Genomic DNA, 18,325 nt, shown 5'->3' with positions numbered 1-18,325 from the left:
TGGGGACTAGATCCCCTTGAAGGGTCGTTCGAGACCAGGACGTTGATAGGTCAGGTGTGTAAGCGCAGTAATGCGTTCAGCTAACTGATACTAATTGCCCGTAAGGCTTGATCCTATAACAAGTCTGCCTTGTAGATCGGCGCCGTGCGCAAGCACTGGCCGCGATCCAAAGCGACATGTTGGATTCTCGTGTGTGATACACACAACCTAATTACTGCTTCTTCCCAGATTGGTTCTGTTGGCCACGCCAGCAGAACAACCCCCTTTGCCTGATGACCATAGCGAGTCGGTCCCACCCCTTCCCATCCCGAACAGGACCGTGAAACGACTCTACGCCGATGATAGTGCGGATTCCCGTGTGAAAGTAGGTAATCGTCAGGCTCCCTAAGCCAAGAACCCCCGCCCGACCAGGCGGGGGTTTTTGCATTTCGGCGACGGAAATGTGTGGTGTGCTCGGCGTAGATTACACCTCGTGCCGAATAGCTACACGGCAGCGGACCTGAGTGACCGGCCCACTGCAGTTTCAGAACGATCGTCGCTTGTCACAGTTACTAACGGTATGGAGCATCGGGTACCGAGCTTCCAGACGGATAGTGACTTGTGACGCTCACCATCGGCAAGGCGCTGATCACATCGGCGTGATGATAAGTCGCTTGTCCTCGACGGTAATCCGGACGCGTTCTCCAGCCTCGAATCCAGCGTCCTCAAGCCATACTCCAGCTATTTTGATCCACGGGAAATACGTCGTGTTCAGTTTCCGGTTCGCTCTGATGGCGCGGAGAACCCTAGACAAGGAATGATGGCGCGCTGACTCTTGAACAGTGACGAAGCGTTCCGTTACGGGGGCACGTGACTTATGATTGGCGTTAGCCATTTCCGACTCCTGGTTTGAGTTGGTTGTGGTCAGCGGGTCGTATGGGTGGCAGCCCATGCGGCCCGCGCTTTTTGCGGTGACGCCATTCGAGTCTACCTAACTGGGCATCTCGAAATATGGAAAATTCGAGGGGTGGCTAAACGGCATAGGTATGGAAGCGCCGTGATCCACTACGACGCTTTCGGGTGATGACCTTTACCGTCCAAACCTCTCTTGAATCAGTATCGCGACCTCAGCGGCCAGATCCGGATCGTGAGGTTGCCATTTGACGCGGCTCACTCTTCGAGGAATTCAACTGTCAGCGTCGCCGGCGGTCGTTCGATGCAGCAGCTTTTACGCAACCGAGTCCGGAATATTGTGTGATGCGACGTATTCGCACGCTGCCAATTTTATGAACAACAGTAAGAAAAAGGCGAAGACCTCCCGCTTCATAAAACCCAGGCGGGAGGACTCATCGCACTCCACGGACGATGTTCTCGTCCGTAAATCCACCTCGATCACCCCTGCCACCAATCGGGAGCCACTTCGTCTCGAACGCTCCAACCATCGGCAACTTTGTTTCCGTAGCGGTAGGTGGCGATCGGAACTAGTGCTTCAGCCGGCGCGCAGCCGCCGTGGTAGCCGTTCCGTTTGCTTGCGTATCGCAACTTGCTACTCCATGCCAGGACCACGTCATCCATGCCAGTAGCGGCTCTGACTCGATTACCCCTCAAGGTAATCTCCCCATGGTAGGACTCCAGACTTGGTTCGCGCCATCGAGCATTGGGGCTTGCCCCCTGCATGACCGTATCTTGGTCAAGTACATGGCCGTGATCACTGGTGAACACTACAGCACGTTCGGAGGAACGTGCTTCTGCTAGCAGCGCATCTAAACCCTTAAACTGCGCAATTTCCCAGCGCAGCCGCAGTTGGTCAGACTTCATCAAATGATCGTCGACTGCATTGATAACGACGGCGACGACTCGTTGTCGGGTGTCGCTCAGGGCAGTTCTGAGATCGTCTGAAAGAGCGACACCAGAAGTATCGAGCAGATCTCTTTTATGAAAAATCACCGGCGGCTTGCCAGCAACAGACGGGGCAACGAGTGCCGGATAGGAGCTAAACGCCGCGCGTTCCGTTGATGCAGATCCAGCGCAAGCGGTGCCACAAAGCAGCGACGTCCTAGAGGCTTCCGTTGTCGACGGTAACATAGCAAGCAAAGTCGAACAGCCCCCGTCGGCGGGTTCGAACTGGACCCAGCCCTGCTCCTTTAGACTGTGATGCAGTTCCAGAAAAACCGGGACACTCATCCCGTCCACTACAATGAGCAAGCTACGCCCGGCTACCGCAACCGGTGCGACGCATTTCTCGAGGGCGTTCTCGATCGAAATCAAGGACGTCCCGTTGGGCTGATCAGTCGCCAGCGACTCAGCGAAACGCTGGTCGAACAATTCTCTGCGAGTCCGAGTATTTTCTCGGAGCAGGCCATAGGCGTTTGCCAAGTCTGCAGAATCGTCGCCTTCCAGCAGCACGGTTTGCGCCCAGTCCACCCAGGCGATCTCATTACGATACTGCTCAGACAGCGCGTTTAATGACGACGGGAAATTGCTCTCAGTTTGCGTCAGCCAACTGACTAGGCGGACTGCCATTTTGCATCTTAGCTCGGAGCGACTGCTTAGGACTGGGCCTTGGTGTGCCATCATGCGCCCGAACTGGAGGATGGCCTCCGGCAAATTGAGGTTGTTCAGCGCGGCAGCAAAAGCCCTGGTCTTCTCGCGTAGGGCAGCATTTCCATACCTTGCGTGCGCGGCCAGTGGCTCTGCTTTGAGTTGTGTTACCAACACCTCATAGCGCGCAACCTGCTGCTGTTTGGCGGCATCAGGGGCGCGATCAAACCATGCGTCAGCTGCTCTGGCCAGTTGATGACTGGTGTGTGACGCAATCGTCAATCCATTGAACAAAACCTCCAGCCGGGCTGCTACCTTGGCCTTGCTGGATTCCGAACCAGTGGTCTTGTCTTCCAAGGCGTCACAGAGCATGGCAATTGCGACCAAGTCGTCGGCGCTCCCTGTATCGATGGCCGCAAAAACGAAGCTCACCAACTCGCCGAGTGCCTCTCGAAGGCGTTGAACCGTTTCTTGACGCGCGGTATCTTCCAAGGCCTTAAATTGCTCACGCCGTTGGGCATCGCCGGTCCACTTCAATAGGTCAAGTTCCGTCGGTGGATACGACTCGAAGCCCAATACAACTTTGAACAGCTCTTTCCAAGCCCGATCCTGGTCCAAAACGAGTGACCGAACAGGGGCATAGCCCTCTGCTGGCATGTAGCGCACGAGCAGTTCAGCCAGCCAGCGATGGCGAGCTAGGCGCGGGTCAATGTGCGCCGCCCGGAAGAGAGTCAGCACGGTTTGCCAGAGGTCATGAGTGATGGCGCGTCGCTTGGCGCAACGTGCCAGTACGTCGGAGCCTAGCTCACTCTCGTTTCCAGAAAACAGCAAGACAACCGGCGTCGTGCTGGCGCCATGGCGGCGCATCGCGTCGCGAACGGCTAAAGGGGAACTGCAGGCCGAGACTGGCCAGCTCGAAGCGTTCACATCCACCGCAGCGCCATCGAAGGCGTCCAAGGGCAGCTGCAAAAGGATGAACCTTGCTGGCGGGTCTGCCTCGTGCGCCTGCTTCGCCTGAAGACTGATCTGATGTGCCGGGACCTTCATTCCTGTTCCCGGATCACGATCTGAATGTCTACACTGACTTCGCCGAGCGCCTCAAGCAGCGTCCGCGCATCGGCTAGTGCTTTGAGGGCATCGGTCTTGACCAATCTAGCGCGCTCAATTCGCTGAGCAGCCTTCATGCCGGGTTCTGGTTCCTGCTCCGGAGTGGATTGAGGCTGCGGGCTTGGGGGTGCCGCCCGATTGGCGACATCGGCCATCAATGTTCCCGCATCGCGCTCAAACTGCACAACGGCAGCATGCAGTCCGTCGACGTATTCGTAGCGGAGCACGGCATGCGCGAGGCTTTCCAGAATCTGGTTGGCCCGTGGCGCAAACTCGCCGCTGCCGCTCGCAATCGAGCGCAGACTGTTGACCAGATAGTGTTTAGCCTCAACCCGCGCCAGCGCCTGGACGCCACCTAGCACGGCCTTGGCTTCGGCAATTTCCTCGGTACTGAAATCCAGTCGGGACACCAGATTGACGACGTCGATCTCCGAGCTGCTCGACTCCAGCGCAGCGAACCAGTCTCTGAGCCGTGTGCCGCCCGTCTTGCGCAAGGCAGGTTCTCCCGTGGCCACGACATCCGTCTGCACCAAGGTCATCAACTGGTCGACAACGCGCAGATAGTTCAGCAGATGGGCTGCCGTGTCGGCCACGCGCCTGCGCGCGGCGCGTGAAAACTCCACCAGTCCAGGTGCTGACCGATAGAGTGTGGCCATCGCCGGGTCCAGCATTTCGCCTGCGAGTTTGGTCGCCTTGTCCCATTCGGCCACCGTCGGCAACGGTTGCTCGCGCACCTCGCATTCGTTCGGCACGTTGCCGATTTCGCCTTTGAATGGTTGACCGAAGCGGTATAAGGAACGATTGCTCTTGGCCAGCCAGGTCAAGATTACAAGGTCTTGTAGATCCTCGCGCAGGCCGCGTCGATCGGGCAAGTCCAGCCAACGGCGAAGATCGGTCACCGTGGGCTCGCGTCCCGCCTGCTGCGCAATCTGTCTAGCAAAATGCTGCGACCAGTCGTCACGCAACTGCAGTGCGGCCTCACCGACCTCGGCCAAATCGAGCTTGGGCGCAATACGCTTGGCGTCGTCTCGAAGCGAGGCTTCGAGTTCGACACGATGGGCGGGCTTCTGGGCCGCCAGCACCATCAAATCAGCGAGGCGCTTGACAGCGATCGGGCGTGGCTCGGCGTCAAAGTGCGGGTGGGCAGGAAATTCGTAGTCCAGCGCTTGCTCGGTGAGTTTTTCGAACGCATCTTTGAAGTTGGCCGCCACCGGTGGGCGCAAGACCAAAGAGGGGTCCAGGCTGAAGTAATGCTCGTCGACCGTTTGCGCGGGGTCCAGTGCTTCCTGGGCGACGCTGTTGAGCCCGTAAGCCGTGTACAGGCAGTTGCGAATGAATTGGCGCAGTTGGTCACGCTGGTTGGTGAGCAGCACACGCGCTTGCTCGCGATCCGCCTGCGATAGCTGGCTGGCGTACTGGTCCAGGTTGTTGCCACGCAAGACGAAGTTGATGACCACCAGACGGCCCAACTGGTCCTGTGTGTTGGGGGACAGGAAAGATGGCAGCCACGCCATCGAGCGGCCGACTCTGCCTTCGTTGAGGAATCCGTTAATTTTGGCCACGTCGTCCTGTGGGCCGTGCTCGGGCTGGTGATCAAACGGGAAGTCGATCAGGATGCGCCATGTTCCTTCGCGCCCCTTGAGGGTGTCGAAGGACTGCTCACGGACATTGCCAAACAGAATCTCGGCGCCGCGCCGCGAACCGCGCCAGTTGATCTCCATCTCGGGCGGCAGCAAGCTGGAGCCTGCATCGGCCAAGCCCAAGCCATCGGTGATCAACTGTCTGACTTCCGCCTGCCGGTTGCCCTGCGTGTCAAACGACATCGCATTGGCCAGGATGGCGTCGGTGTCGACCTTGGCCACTTCGACGGACACGATCGGATTTGGCGAATCGTCCGCGATCTTGATTTCACCAGCCTGGCCTGCCCAGCGCTTAAGCTTAGTCAGCACGGTGATGCCCTCGCTGCCCGGCACCGGTGTGCGAATCGTGCCGTGGTTTAGCGCCGCCAGCTTTGTTGGCGTTAGGTTCTTTAAGGCTTCGACTTCGGGCACTAGCGCCGCCAACACCAGAGTCTTGAGCAGCCGCGCGTCGTTCTGCAAGGCGGCTGCCTTCTTCGGATCGGCCTTACCCGACTCGATGTCTTCCCAAGCTACGCCGTGCTGAGTCTCAAGAATCGGTAACAACCGCCGCCGCCAGAGCTGCTTGGCCTGCTCGAAAAAGAGCTTGATGCCATGGGTAAAAGGCTCATCCCCATCGGCAATCACGTCAAACAGATCGCCAACCGGGATGACGTCGCCAATCTCCAGTGTGTCCGCCTTGTCCACTAGCATCTGTTGCATCAGTTTGAGTGCCGTGCGCTCGCGCTGCAGCATCGACGACACAGCGATCAGGGTCTGAACCAGTGCTGGCGTGAAGGGGTACAGGTCCTGCAGCATCTGCTCATCACCGTCGCGGGTCAACAGGGTTTGCAGTACTTCGGGTTGGCTGCCCAGCAGCTTATTGATCGCACTCTTGAGTTGCACATCCTCTGCAGGCCCGCGCGTGCGCAGCAGTCGCTTCTTGGCAATCTCTGGAAGGTTTCGATCTTCCAGGTTCACTTTGTCGAAGCGGGCCTCCCAATACTGTAGTGTGTCGGCAAACGACAACTGCTCGGCACCAGGCATGTGCTCACCTACCAGTTCGCGCAGATCGCGCTGACGGGCCATGAAGCTGATAATGGGCGTTGGGCGGTCAGCGTTGCTCGACTCGACTAGCTTCGCGACCTTTTGTCCTTCACGGGCAATCCAGGCCACATCCGCTGCGCGGCTGGCCAACCACAGGATGAACTCGTCCAGAAACAGGATGATGCCGTCGTAGCCTAGATCCTTGGCGTGGTGCGACATCGCCGACAAGCCCTCGTCCAGCGAGGTATACATCTCGCGCTGCGAGGCCGCCAAATGGCTCACGCTGCCGTAGAACGCACGTGTCAAGGCGCCGACAAGTTGGAATCGCTCAGGGCTTCCGGGGGGCACCATCAGGGTGGCCTCGAAGCGAGCGGCGGCCCAGGTCTGCGTGACACGCCCCCAGCCGCCGCCAGTGGGCGCGCCGGTTGCGCCATTCAGGGTTCGGAAGAATGCCTCGTCGCCCATCTGGGTGCGCAGCTTTTGCGCATCGTTGAGCATGCCTTCGCTCTGATAGAAACCAGGGCTGGGCGCCTCCGGGTGCAAGCGGGCGGTGAGTTCTGCGTAGCCAGAAAAGAGCGCCGATTCCAGCGTCTCGGCATTGATCATGTGGTACGGCACGACTAAGAACTTCTTGCCCTGCGTCCAGCCGTTGTGCTTGGACACCACCGGAGCCAACTCAGGCTTGCTACGGGCCACGGCATCGCCGCGCAACAACAGCGACAAGATGGCCATGAAGTGGCTCTTACCGGAACCGAAGCTGCCGTGCAGGTATGCGCCCTTGCTCATCCGGCTGTCGATCGCGCCTTTGACCACCCCGAGCGCCTGATCGAAGCACTTCACCAATTGAAGCGTAGCGACGTAGTCGCGCACGGTTTCCGCAGGGGCATTCAGGCCGTCGGTGAGGCGAAGAACAAAGTCACCCTGGTGCACCTGCTCTGGCAGATCAAATATTTCGCGCAGTTTTGGCATGTTGTTGTATTCCTCGGATTCAGTAAATCAGGTCAGGCCTGGGCAGCAGTACTGGCTCGCCTGCCGCGTGTGCGACGAACGGGTGCCGGGGGGCGCCAAGCGCGCACGGCGCTCAGGGTCAGCCCGTGCTGTGCCATCTGCGCATCGAGCAGGCCTTGTAGGTAGTCGCCGGTGTTCATGCCCAGATCGTCATCGACCTCCGGATGCCATTGGTGCACCCAGGGCAGCAGTTCGTCTAAGCCGGCCAACGCGGGCGTCAAACGCGCTGCATCAGTCCCTTCACGTTGCAGCATCTCGTACAGGTAGGCCGTCAGGGCCAAGGCTCGGGCCTTGGCATCATAGCCGGCCCACAGCAGCATCGGGCTTCCTGCGTCGTTGCTACGCTCCAAGCCCGGGAAACTGACGAAGCGCTCCTTCGGAACATCCAAAGCGCCGCGCAACTTCCAGTACATGCCGTCGCGGTAGTCGTCCTGCTTGTACTTCGGCGGGACGGGAATGGCACCCACGTCCGTCGCTTTACGTCGCGCCTGTTCCTCCTTGATGACGTCGATTGGCTCATCAGCCAGTCGACGGGCCACCTCCGCGTCGATCGCATCTTCACGCCTCTGCATCTGCCAGGTGTTTTGCCAGACGGCGCGCTTGCGCAAGCCACTGTCGCTGTAACGCAGCGCATCCAGATATGGCACGCTGGCCTGCTGCACCAGTGCCACAACGGTCGCGTGTGCGTCGCTGCCGCTGCCTGAATACAGGTCCAGGGCGCGCCGAAACTCTTCGTCACCAGACAACGCATCGACAAGCTCGCGAACCGCACGCAATTTCGGTGCGGAATTTGCATCGCGCTGCCACAGGTCTGGTGCTTCCAGGCGATTCAACAGCCACTCTTCGAGAGCCGCCTTCTCGAGCGTCTCCCATTCGGCCGTAGCCCAACGACGCTTGTACTCTGGTCGCTCGATCAGTGCTAGATCGCGCGACTGGCGAATGGCGGCCATCCGCCTCTCGACCACGGCACGGTAATTCGCGGGCCAATTGCTCGGGATCTCGACAACGGGATCAGTCCCATGGCGTTCGAACCAAGTCGTTGCTGTGCTTCCGATAGCGCAGTCTTGCGCAAGTACCAATTCGAAGGCGCGTTCACCAAAACTGATCGGAGGAGGCTCTCCGTCGAAGATCAACTCGTCAAGCGCCAAACCGTAAGACTTGTACACCTGCCAATCCAACTCCTCCTGCAGAGCGATCATCTGGCGCCGAAACAATTCGGCGGAATTTTTTGAGCTCATTAGGTGCGTATGGGCCGGGACATGATCGACAATAAGTTGGTCCGGAAGCACTCTGGCGCGCTCAAGTGCCACCTGATGAATCCGAAGAGAAACCGCGGTTGGTCGTTCCTCCACTGTCGGGAATCGACCAGCTACGGTTCCTGCGTACTCATAGAAGTCCTCAAATGCGTCTGTTCGTTGGCGCGCCCCTCGCTGATCGACTGTGCTGCCCTTGTTATGACAAACCTGCTTGAACCAGAAACAGGCAAGCGATGAATTTAATAATCCAGTTAGCCCGTGATACTGACTCTCGCTGGAGTCGGCCGCAAGCTTGATGATCTGGGCTGATCTATTGAATACTTTCCCACCGTTGTCCACGACAAAATGGTTATGTGTGGCGACAAATGCGAAAGTAATCGAATTAGGTGGATTAAATCGGCGCAAGGAAATCTGATGCCACTCCCACCATGGCCTGCTTTCTGAGAAGTAGGTGCCGCCAGAGAAAGTCGCTCGATTCCCCAGTACTGTGCGATATGGCCAAACCCAGCGATGAAGGCCTGGCATGGCTTCAATAGCAACAAGGTCCGTATCAGAGTACGGGAAAAGACTCGATTCATTGCTACGTTCAACAAGCCAGTCGCGGACAACGTCGCCTACAACAAATCGCCTTACGTAGCGCTCCTCTACCCCCGCTCGCTTGAAGTCACCCAGCTTGGCTAGAAATACACCGTCTGCATTTGTTTGCCCGGAGTAGCCAATCTCCACGACTTCTTTCGCGACAGTACTTTTGTTATTCGCAATCTCCTGTACGAGATCTGCGGCCCCTCCGCCCCCCATAGTCCACGGGTGACTCGTGAAGGCGTCGCGACTAACATCGGAAACGCTTACCCATTCGGAAATGGAATCCCGAACATCAATCTGATCAACGATAGCCCGCCAGACAACTCCCAACGCGGGATCTTCGGGCGTTTTTGGCTCACCTTTGATCCCCATTACAGCTCGAACCGTTTCACTCGCAGGGGCTCGCTCACGGCCAATCAAAATAACTGTCGGCGTGCCATGGCCTGGGATGTATGCCCCCGAGGTGTCAATGACGTGAGTGAGGTCCACTTTGGGGAAAAATACCTCTACCAGCTTCTTTCCAAACTCGCGCTTCATGAACGAGTTGGCAACGATCAAACCAACAAACCCGGCTCGCTGTGTGGAGTCAGTTCGCTTGGCTAAAGCCCAAAAGCGTTCGCAGAAAGGTGCAACTAAGGCATAGGTCCGATGACAACTTTGGTATCGCTGCCTATATAGCGCAGAGATCGCACGATCCTTTACAGTGATGTACGGAGGGTTTCCGACGACCACCGCATATTTGCGGGCGAGGATTGCGTTGGTGGCGTTCAGGTCTTCCGCTGCGAAAGCATGGCGATAACGTTGATCTGCACCTTCTCCCAAGTTTTCTTGTGGGTTATTCAAACCCAGCGAAATTTGCGCGCGCGTGTAATCACGCTGGTCGAAGCCGTGCAGCAGACTGTCACCCGTTTCGATGTGCAAGTGGAAGTCCGGAGCGAGTCTCAATTTGTGGACGCTTGCCATCTTCAATGCGGCGATGAGCAGGCGGAACCGCGCTATCACCACCGCGTAGGGGTTGAGATCAATGCCCGCGATACGGTCGAGTGCCTCCTGCAATGCCAAGTTGACGTTGTCCGGGCGCTTGCGCAGCCAACGCGGGGCCAGGCGTTCGAAGGCGCCGAGCAAAAAGTGCCCAGACCCGCAAGTAGGGTCAATCAGGTCGACTTCTTCCAAGTTGTAGATGTCGAGCGCCGAGGTCAGAGTGCGGTCCAGGATGAAGGACTCGACAAACTCGGGCGTTTGCAGCAGTGCATAGCGTTCGCGGGCCGCCTCGGACAAGTCCTGGTATAGGTCGCCCAGGAAGCGCGTGTTCCAGTCGGGGTCGGCGAAGGCGTGCACCAAGGCGCCACTGTCCGCGTTGGTGGCGCGAAAGAAGCGCATCAGTTGCTTGCCCATGTCGGCCGACACCGGGGCGAGCAGCAGGCTGCGCTGAACTTTCAAGACGTCCGAAAGTCCAGGCAGACGTCCGGCCACAGCGAACACGTCACGGAGGTAGTCGTTGTCGGACGCCGTGGGGTTTTGTAGATAGAAGGCTTCCTGCCGTGCCACGGCGGTTTGTCCCCGGCTGTCGGCGCCTGCGATCAACGGGGCGTCGAGCAGATCGTTGTCCTCGCAGAAGCGCACGAACACGCAGGCAAGCACCCACGCCACAGCTGATTGCGTGAATTGGGCTTCAGCCCAAATGGCCACATCCTCTGATGTGCGCCCAGCGTCACGCGCGGCTTGCCAGTCGGCGGTGAGGTGTCTTCGGTAGCCATTGTTGTCGGAAACGAAACGTTGCCGGAGGTCAGTCTCCAGGTCTCGAACCTGGAGCTTGAGGTCCGCCAGCAGTTTGGTGCGATTGATCATCTTGGTTTTGCCTTCGTGCTGGTCTTCGCGGCGGCGTTGCCATGTGTGCGGTGGGCGTTCTCAAGCCAGGCGCGCGGGATGCGACCGTAATCTGTGGTGTTGATGGTGACCGGAACGGCTTCGCCATCCAGCACCGGGCGGTTGTCGGGTGTCAGTGGACTCGCAAGCAAGGCAATCAGCGGCGGGCGCTTGCCAAACATGCAGGCATCGGCGAGCTTGGCGAACAGAGGCATCTTCTGCCAGCGTGCTGCCAGTCCGAGATTCACCAGCAAGCCCGGCCGATCGTCCCGCAGGAGTTTCGCTTCGACCTTGGGCCAGACCTCACCGAGAACGGTGATGAAGTTCTGCGCATCCACCGAACCTGCGGGTGCGGCATCGGCGGCCAGCAGGATGTTCCAGTCCACGTCCCACTCCTTGGCTTGCGCCTCGAGTAGGGTGAGCACGACCTCGTCGAAGTCGATGACTTTCAGTCCAAAGCGCCGAGCCAGTTCACGCTGTGCGATCGCAAGACCCTTGGGGTCTACGGACAAGGTGAGCAATTTGCCGCTGCTCAAGGCGTGCTTGATGCGCTCGTCGATCTGCAGAGCGGCCTGCACATCCGGCGCGGTCGCCGTGCGCGGACGGTTGTTGGTGCCGAAGCGGGTGATCTGCGTGGTGCCCGAAACGATGCCCTCTGAATAGAGCGTAACGAAGGCGCGCTTGGCGGCGTCCCACTTCACCTCCAGGCCAGCGTCCTTGAGCAGTTGCTCCAGTTCAGTGGGGCCGGGCAGCGGCGCAGCCTCAGGATAGCGAGCGAAGATTCGGCGCCGGATTGTCTCCAGGTCGAACTGACGCAAGCCGAGCAATGAGTTGGTGGCCAGTTTGACGGCGCGCGCAGCAGACAGCTGGACTGGGTAGAACTCCAGACGCGAGGACAAAGCCGCCTGTCGGGCACAAGCGGCGGCCAGACGAATCAGTCGCTCAGAGCTCAATCCAGCATCTCCAGCCGGCGGCGGTATGCGGGCTAAGGTGTCCGCCACCTGTTGTGACGACGGCAGGGGGTCTTGTTGGGCCAGCCGGTCCGCTGCTTCACCTAGAACCACCGCGTAGCTGGCTCGAACCTCAGGAGCCGAAGGGTATAGCCCGGCCGCACCGCTACTGGCCACGGTTGCGACCACCAGATCGTCAACTTGCGGCGCTTCCACCAACGGGCGAACGTTGGCGGCGCGCTTCACAAGTTGCCAGCGGGCTCCTTGCTTGGTGCGCTCTACGGTGATGATGGCCCGTGTCAGGGCTTCGGCCTCGCTGCGTCGGGCCGCGCCTGTTTGCACGCTCCCACGTCGGGCCAGAAGTGCGGTGACAATTTCGCCGACGGTCGCAATGCCGCCCAAACCGGCCAGCACAAGGGCCACGTCGTCTCGCAGGTGGGTGATCTCTGGTTGGCGCGACATCCGCTCGGCCATCGACTGCAACAAGTCCTCTTGCAGCGGCGAGGTGTCTGGCTGCGCGCTCAAGCCGAGCCATCCCTCCAGTACCGAGAGTGGGGCATCGCCTTTCTTGGGCACGAGCAAGGCAGCTGCGGCATCCACCGATAGTTTGGCTACGGTGGTATCGGCGGGCTGCTCATCCTTGGCTGCGCCACCGCTGAATTGGTGCCGCAGCCGGTCGGCAATTTGATGCAGTTCACGTGCTACAGCCAGCGCAATTCCACGGTGCCTGTAGAGCCGATTGCGCGGCAAATCGGCCAGATCTCCCGCAGTAGCCAGCTCATCGCGGCCGACACGGTCGAGAAGTTCGAGGTGACGCGAATCCAGCTCCAACGACTCAAGGGGGGTGCCCGGCGTAATGCCACCCGCCGCCTGTTCTTCGCCGAATGGCAACTGACTTTGCGGAGGTTGCGTCGTGTGCGACGTGACAGGACGCGAGACGTTCTCGAATACCTTGCGCCATTGGCGTAACATCTGCTCGGCGTTGTCAAACCGCTTGCGATGATCGCGGGCCAGCGCCCGGCTGAAGAAGTCGAGTGCCTGCTTGCGAATCGAGGCGTCAAAGCGCTCTGAGTCCAGAACGATCTCCGACTTCAGGGTCGCCGGGTCGGCGCTGCCGTCGCCCCATTCGGGCAGTGTGCCGGTGGCCATCTCGTGCAAGGTAAGCGCGCAGGAGTAGCGCTCGGCATAGCCATCCCACATTCCGCGTTTGCGCAAGAATGGGTCCATGTAGACTCGTGTACCCGCGTTCAGGTCGGTAGCGGGCACACCCGCCAGCGAGAAGTCAAACAGCGTGAGGGTGAGTCGTTTGCCTGTCCCCGGTCGAATACCGATGTTGTCTGGCTTGATGTCGCGGTGCGGCACGCCCTCGCGCTCCAGGTACTCCACAACAGAAATCAGCTCTTCGCCAAACCGCTGCAGCAGGTCCAAACCCAAGCGCCCTTCTTGCCGCAGGCGCTCTCCCAGCGTTTCCTCTCCTGCTGAGGACAGGAACAAGGTCGCCAGTCCGGCAATTTCGAAGCGCTCAAAACACTGGACGATGTTCTGATGTGGCTGGAGTCTAACTAGCGTCTCGGCTTCCTGCTTGAGTCGATAGTTGTACTCCGGCTCCAATGCAATCTTGAAGACACCCTGACGTGGTTGTCCCGCGCTCTTGCGCCGCACCTCTAGAGCCAGGCTGGTACCGCCCTTGCCCAGTCGACGCAGAACTTCAAAGCCGTTGAGCTCATTGCCGGTGTTGGCCTCAAGCGGCGACGCGAGGGGGGACGCAGGTGCGGTTAGCGCGTCTTCAAGTGCCTCCTCGGCCTTGTCGAGCGCAGCCAGGAATTCGTTGATCGAGCTGAACCGATCATCGGGCGAGGGCCAGGTAGCAAACTGGATCAGCTCCTCGATTTCGGCCAAGCACCCGTTGACCATCGCCGACAAGGTGAGTCCGGGGCCCTGTTCGCACTTGGTGACCAACTCATCGCCGCTGATGGCAGGCGGCTCACCAGCGAGGACGAAATACGAGATGGCACCAAGCGAGAACAGGTCTAGCTTGATGGCATCTGGCCGGGGCGCGTTGCGTGCTTCGGGCGCGAGATAGATCTCTTGTGTCACACGGTCTGAGAGCATTTCGACATGGAGCGTGCCCGTCGTTTCGCCCTCGGCCTCTTGCAACTGACGTGTAGCGATCTGCCAATCGAAGAGGGTGACGTCGAACGAATTGGCACCGGCGGTCCTGACCATGATGGTCTGTGGTGATAGGCCCCGGTGGTAGAGTCGATAGCGGTGCGCCGCATCCAGTGCTTCGGCAATCGCACGCACGAGCTTCAGCCGTTGCCAGAGATCGAGTTGTTCGCCTTGCGCCCGAATGAAGTGGTCGAGCCGTTGAAGTCCTTCGTCGTACTCGAAGATCAGGGCCGGTCCATGTTCACTGTCAATGAAGTCTGACGCGCGCAGGATGCCTGGATGACGTATGCCTTCAAGCAATTGAAACTCTCGGCGAGCCGCGTCGGCCAGCATGGTACGTTGCGCGGCATTAAGCGTGCGCTTGGCGGTGTAAAGACGAACTCGTCGCCGGAGGTTCTTCAGCGATACGTGCTTGGCCAGCCAGTCCTGGTGAAAGTCGGTCTCTGCGAGGACCTGTTCGAGCTGGTAGTCACCCACACGCCGGCTTTGCTGCGGCGGACGAATGCCAACGGCTTCCAGCGCCCGATTGATGGACGTTGCCAGATCGCGGTCAATGGGCTGCGCGCTGGCGACTGGGGCTGTCTCATCGAACAGTTTACTGGTAATGTCCGCCCGCAGATGCACGTTCTCACGCGCGGGACCGGCAAGCTTGCAGCGTTGCGCAGGGTCCGACAAAAAGACCACGGACTGAATAAAGGGTGTGCGACGCTTCTGGACAGTCAGTTGCTTGCGCAGGAGCGACGCGAGCTTCTTCGCCTTCCGGTTTGTCAGCAGCAAGGGGTTATCGTCGAAGTACTCTCTCCCGCCGTCCCGCCAGATCCAGGTGTGCGAGTCGCCGCCGACTTCGCCAGGGCGGCTCTTTATCTCGACAAGAAAGATGCTGTAGCGCGAGACAATTAGTAGATCAACTTCGTTGATGCTCCCGTCGTCGGCGACAAACTCGAAGTTACTGTACGCGCGGAACGGTTCGCGGTTCGGCAGCGCGCGCTGGACAAAGTCGAGCGCATCTTGTTCCCACGGAAACTGAGACGGCGAAATCGTCTTCCAGCGCCCACTCATCGACAAACTCCTTCTACGCTGGAAACGTTGGCCAGACGACCCGGACGTGCCGTGTCGAGCCTTCCTTTGTTGTTTGGTAGACGTGTCATATCAGTCGCAATCTTGTTCTGGCTCGACGGATTCCGGGCTTTCAAAGCCCGGGGCCAGTAGGCGCTTCGGACACCACACGGCGCCAGGTGATTTCTGAGCACAGAGTCTGTGCTCGGGGCCATTCAATTTGTAGGGCGGGAAACAGTCCGCGCCCCACTTGCATAGGCCGTAACCAGCTATTACAGCACGCAACTTCATCGTCAAGACGTCGTGCTCCACGCTGTAGAGCATCTCGGAGAGATCGGGGTACGGCTGATCGGGGGGCGGAACAAGATTCAATTCGAAAACTTTGAGGAAAGCTGTTGCCCGATGACTTGTCAACAGCCATTCCCCAATTACGGCATGATAATCCAACTAATTCCGTGTATTCGAGTTCAACTAACCCTGTGTTAGTCCGGCTAATTGAGCGTTTCCCTGCAACAGGCATGAGTTAAACGTCAATATTCCCCGCCCGCAACGCATTCGACTCAATAAACGCCCGCCGCGGCTCGACATCATCCCCCATGAGGGTAGTGAAGATCCCATCCGCAGCAATAGCATCCTCGATCTGCACACGCAGCAGACGCCGCACGGCCGGATCCATCGTCGTTTCCCACAGCTGCTCGGGGTTCATCTCACCGAGCCCCTTATAGCGTTGCTTCGACACGTTCCGCTCAGCATCCGCCAGCAGCCACTTCATCGCGCTCTTGAAGTCCGCCACGGCCATGCTGCGCTCACCGCGCTTGATGACCGCACCTTCCCCAATAAGCCCCTTGAACGTATTCGCGGTGGTCACGAGCTGCTGATAATCCGCCGTGTGCTGGAATTCCTGGTCGATGACCGAGACCCGCACATTGCCGTGATGCGTCCGCTCGACATGCAGTGCCCGCTGTTCGCGAACCGCGTCATACGAAGGCACCACACGCACTTCGTTCTTCAGCGCTTCGTCATGCAACGCAGCATGCAGCGCCTTAGCCGAAGCCTCGGTCGACTCCTCATTGGAGAGATCGATCACCACGCCATCCATAACGGCTTCCAGCGCAGCCGGGTCATACAACCGGCTCAATCGATCGATCACGCTCTGCGACAGCAGATACGACCTTGCCAACTCCCCAAGCGCATCCCCAGAAATCGCCGCCGCATTCTCACCCGGCACCAGCTCCGACCCTTGCAGCGCCAACCGCAGCATGTGCGCGTTGAGCTCCACGTCGTCCTTCAGATACCGCTCGTCCTTGCCCGCCTTGATCTTGTAAAGCGGCGGCTGCGCGATATACACGTACCCGCGCTCGATCATGTCCGGCATCTGGCGATACAGGAACGTGAGCAGCAGCGTCCGGATGTGCGCACCGTCGACGTCCGCGTCAGTCATGATGATGATGCGGTGATAGCGCAGCTTGTCGAGGTTGTAGTCTTCCTTGCCGATCCCGCACCCAAGCGCGGTCACGAGCGTGACGATCTGCTCCGACGACAGCAGCTTGTCGTAGCGTGCCTTCTCGACGTTCAGCACCTTGCCGCGCAGCGGCAGGATCGCCTGGAACTTCCGGTCACGCCCTTGCTTCGCCGACCCACCTGCCGAGTCACCCTCGACGATGTAGATTTCGCACTTCGCCGGGTCTTTCTCCTGGCAGTCCGCGAGCTTGCCCGGGAGGCCGACGCCGTCGAGCACGCCCTTCCGACGCGTCATTTCACGCGCCTTCCGCGCCGCATCCCGCGCCCGCGCAGCCTCAACGATCTTCCCGCAGATGATCTTCGCGTCGATCGGCGTCTCCAGCAGGAATTCTTCCAGCGCCTTCGCGACAACTTCCTCAACCGGCGCACGAACCTCGGACGAAACCAGCTTGTCCTTCGTCTGCGAGCTGAACTTCGGCTCCGGTACCTTCACGGACAGCACGCACGACAGCCCTTCGCGCATGTCGTCGCCGGTCGTCTCGACCTTCGCCTTCTTCGCGATTTCGTTGTCGGTGATGTACTTGTTGATGACGCGCGTCATCGCGGCCCGCAGGCCGGTCAGGTGCGTGCCGCCGTCGCGCTGCGGAATGTTGTTCGTGAAGCACAGCACGTTCTCGTTGTAGCTGTCGTTCCACTGCATCGCGACTTCGACGCCCACGCCGTCCTTCTCGCCGTTCGCGAAGAACACGGTCGGGTGCAGGTTCGTCTTAGTCTTGTTGATGTACTCGACGAAGCCCTTCACACCGCCGGCGAACGCGAAATCGTCTTCCTTGCCCGAGCGCAGGTCGGTCAGACGAATCCGCACGCCGTTGTTCAGGAACGAGAGTTCACGCATCCGCTTCGCGAGGATGTCGTAGTGATACTCGACCGTGCCGAAAATGGTCGGATCGGCCATGAAATGCACTTCGGTGCCGCGGTTCTCGGTGTCGCCGGTCACGAGCATCGGCGACACTTCCACGCCGTCCACCACCTCGAGCACGCGATCCTGCGCGACGCCGCGGTGGAATTCCATGAAGCGCTTCTTGCCGTCGCGGCGCACGGTGAGGCGCAGCCAGCTCGACAGCGCGTTCACGCACGACACGCCCACGCCGTGCAGGCCGCCCGACACCTTGTAGCTGTTCTGGTCGAACTTGCCGCCGGCGTGCAGCTCGGTCATCACGATCTCGGCGGCGCTGCGCTTCGGCTCGTGCTTGTCGTTCATCTTCACGTCGGTCGGAATCCCGCGGCCGTTGTCGGTCACGGAAATCGAGTTGTCGGCGTGAATCGTCACGTGGATGTCGTTGCAGTACCCGGCCAACGCTTCGTCGATCGAGTTGTCGAGCACCTCGAACACGAGGTGGTGCAGACCGGTGCCGTCAGACGTGTCGCCGATGTACATCCCGGGGCGCTTGCGCACCGCCTCCAGACCTTCGAGGATCTGGATCGACGAAGCGCCGTAGCTGCTGTTATCGGGTTGCGAATTGTGCTGTTCACTCATGGATATCTTCCGGTTCTGCGGGGCCACTCTCGTGGCGGCGCGGTGCGTTTCAGCGAGAAATCGCCGGGCCGCTCCAGTTTCCTGGCCCGCCCGAAGTGCCGAAAAGGCACCAAAAGGGCGGGTTGTCGGTTCGCCATAAAAACGCCAAAG

At 59.6% G+C, this 18,325-nt stretch carries 6 protein-coding genes and 2 rRNA genes; 2 read left to right on the top strand and 6 right to left on the bottom strand.

Going from position 1 to position 18,325, the window contains the following annotated elements; genetic code table 11:
- Both CFB89_RS16700 and rrf read left to right on the top strand, forming a co-directional pair.
- Window positions 1-115, top strand: a 23S ribosomal RNA gene (locus CFB89_RS16700); the annotation flags it as partial.
- A 153-nt stretch (window positions 116-268) separates the two neighbouring features.
- Window positions 269-381: ribosomal RNA gene (gene rrf, locus CFB89_RS16695) — 5S ribosomal RNA — on the top strand.
- A gap of 247 nt (window positions 382-628) precedes the next feature.
- Here the strand turns inward: rrf and CFB89_RS16690 are convergent.
- From CFB89_RS16690 to gyrB, 6 genes are all read right to left on the bottom strand, one after another.
- Window positions 629-874, bottom strand: a complete 246-nt coding sequence (locus CFB89_RS16690; protein ID WP_089468814.1) for a SymE family type I addiction module toxin — start codon at window positions 872-874, stop codon at window positions 629-631.
- Between the two features lie 497 nt (window positions 875-1,371).
- Window positions 1,372-3,567 carry a BREX-2 system phosphatase PglZ gene (pglZ, locus tag CFB89_RS16685; protein WP_144030121.1) on the bottom strand — a complete coding sequence of 732 codons (2,196 nt, stop codon included), beginning with the start codon at window positions 3,565-3,567 and terminating at the stop codon, window positions 1,372-1,374.
- The gene (locus tag CFB89_RS16680; RefSeq protein WP_089468784.1) at window positions 3,564-7,259 is read right to left on the bottom strand and encodes a hypothetical protein; all 3,696 of its coding nucleotides are present in this window, start codon (window positions 7,257-7,259) and stop codon (window positions 3,564-3,566) included. Before CFB89_RS16680 ends, pglZ begins: the two co-directional genes overlap by 4 nt.
- A 32-nt stretch (window positions 7,260-7,291) precedes the next feature.
- The gene (pglX, locus tag CFB89_RS16675) at window positions 7,292-10,984 is read right to left on the bottom strand and encodes a BREX-2 system adenine-specific DNA-methyltransferase PglX (protein WP_089468783.1); all 3,693 of its coding nucleotides are present in this window, start codon (window positions 10,982-10,984) and stop codon (window positions 7,292-7,294) included.
- Window positions 10,981-15,180 (bottom strand): BREX system serine/threonine kinase PglW, encoded by a 4,200-nt coding sequence (gene pglW / locus CFB89_RS16670; RefSeq protein ID WP_089468782.1) that lies wholly within the window; start codon window positions 15,178-15,180, stop codon window positions 10,981-10,983. The genes pglX and pglW overlap by 4 nt, the downstream gene beginning before the upstream one ends.
- Before the next feature lie 520 nt (window positions 15,181-15,700).
- Window positions 15,701-18,175, bottom strand: coding sequence for a DNA topoisomerase (ATP-hydrolyzing) subunit B (gene gyrB, locus CFB89_RS16665; RefSeq protein WP_011546516.1), 2,475 nt, complete (start codon window positions 18,173-18,175; stop codon window positions 15,701-15,703).
- Between the last annotated feature and the right edge of the window lie 150 nt (window positions 18,176-18,325).

The organism is Burkholderia sp. AU16741, from assembly GCF_002223345.1.
In the GTDB taxonomy this organism is placed as follows: Bacteria; Pseudomonadota; Gammaproteobacteria; order Burkholderiales; family Burkholderiaceae; genus Burkholderia; species Burkholderia sola.
Note: the sequence above shows the minus strand (reverse complement) of the source record. Positions and strands in the feature narration are given on the sequence as shown.

Excerpts from the sequence above, each read along its gene's own strand:
- pglW (WP_089468782.1), bottom strand. The coding sequence starts at position 15,180 with ATGAGTGGGCGCTGGAAGACGATTTCGCCGTCTCAGTTTCCGTGGGAA.
- CFB89_RS16680 (WP_089468784.1), bottom strand. The coding sequence starts at position 7,259 with ATGCCAAAACTGCGCGAAATATTTGATCTGCCAGAGCAGGTGCACCAG.
- CFB89_RS16690 (WP_089468814.1), bottom strand. The coding sequence starts at position 874 with ATGGCTAACGCCAATCATAAGTCACGTGCCCCCGTAACGGAACGCTTC.
- gyrB (WP_011546516.1), bottom strand. The coding sequence starts at position 18,175 with ATGAGTGAACAGCACAATTCGCAACCCGATAACAGCAGCTACGGCGCT.
- pglX (WP_089468783.1), bottom strand. The coding sequence starts at position 10,984 with ATGATCAATCGCACCAAACTGCTGGCGGACCTCAAGCTCCAGGTTCGA.
- pglZ (WP_144030121.1), bottom strand. The coding sequence starts at position 3,567 with ATGAAGGTCCCGGCACATCAGATCAGTCTTCAGGCGAAGCAGGCGCAC.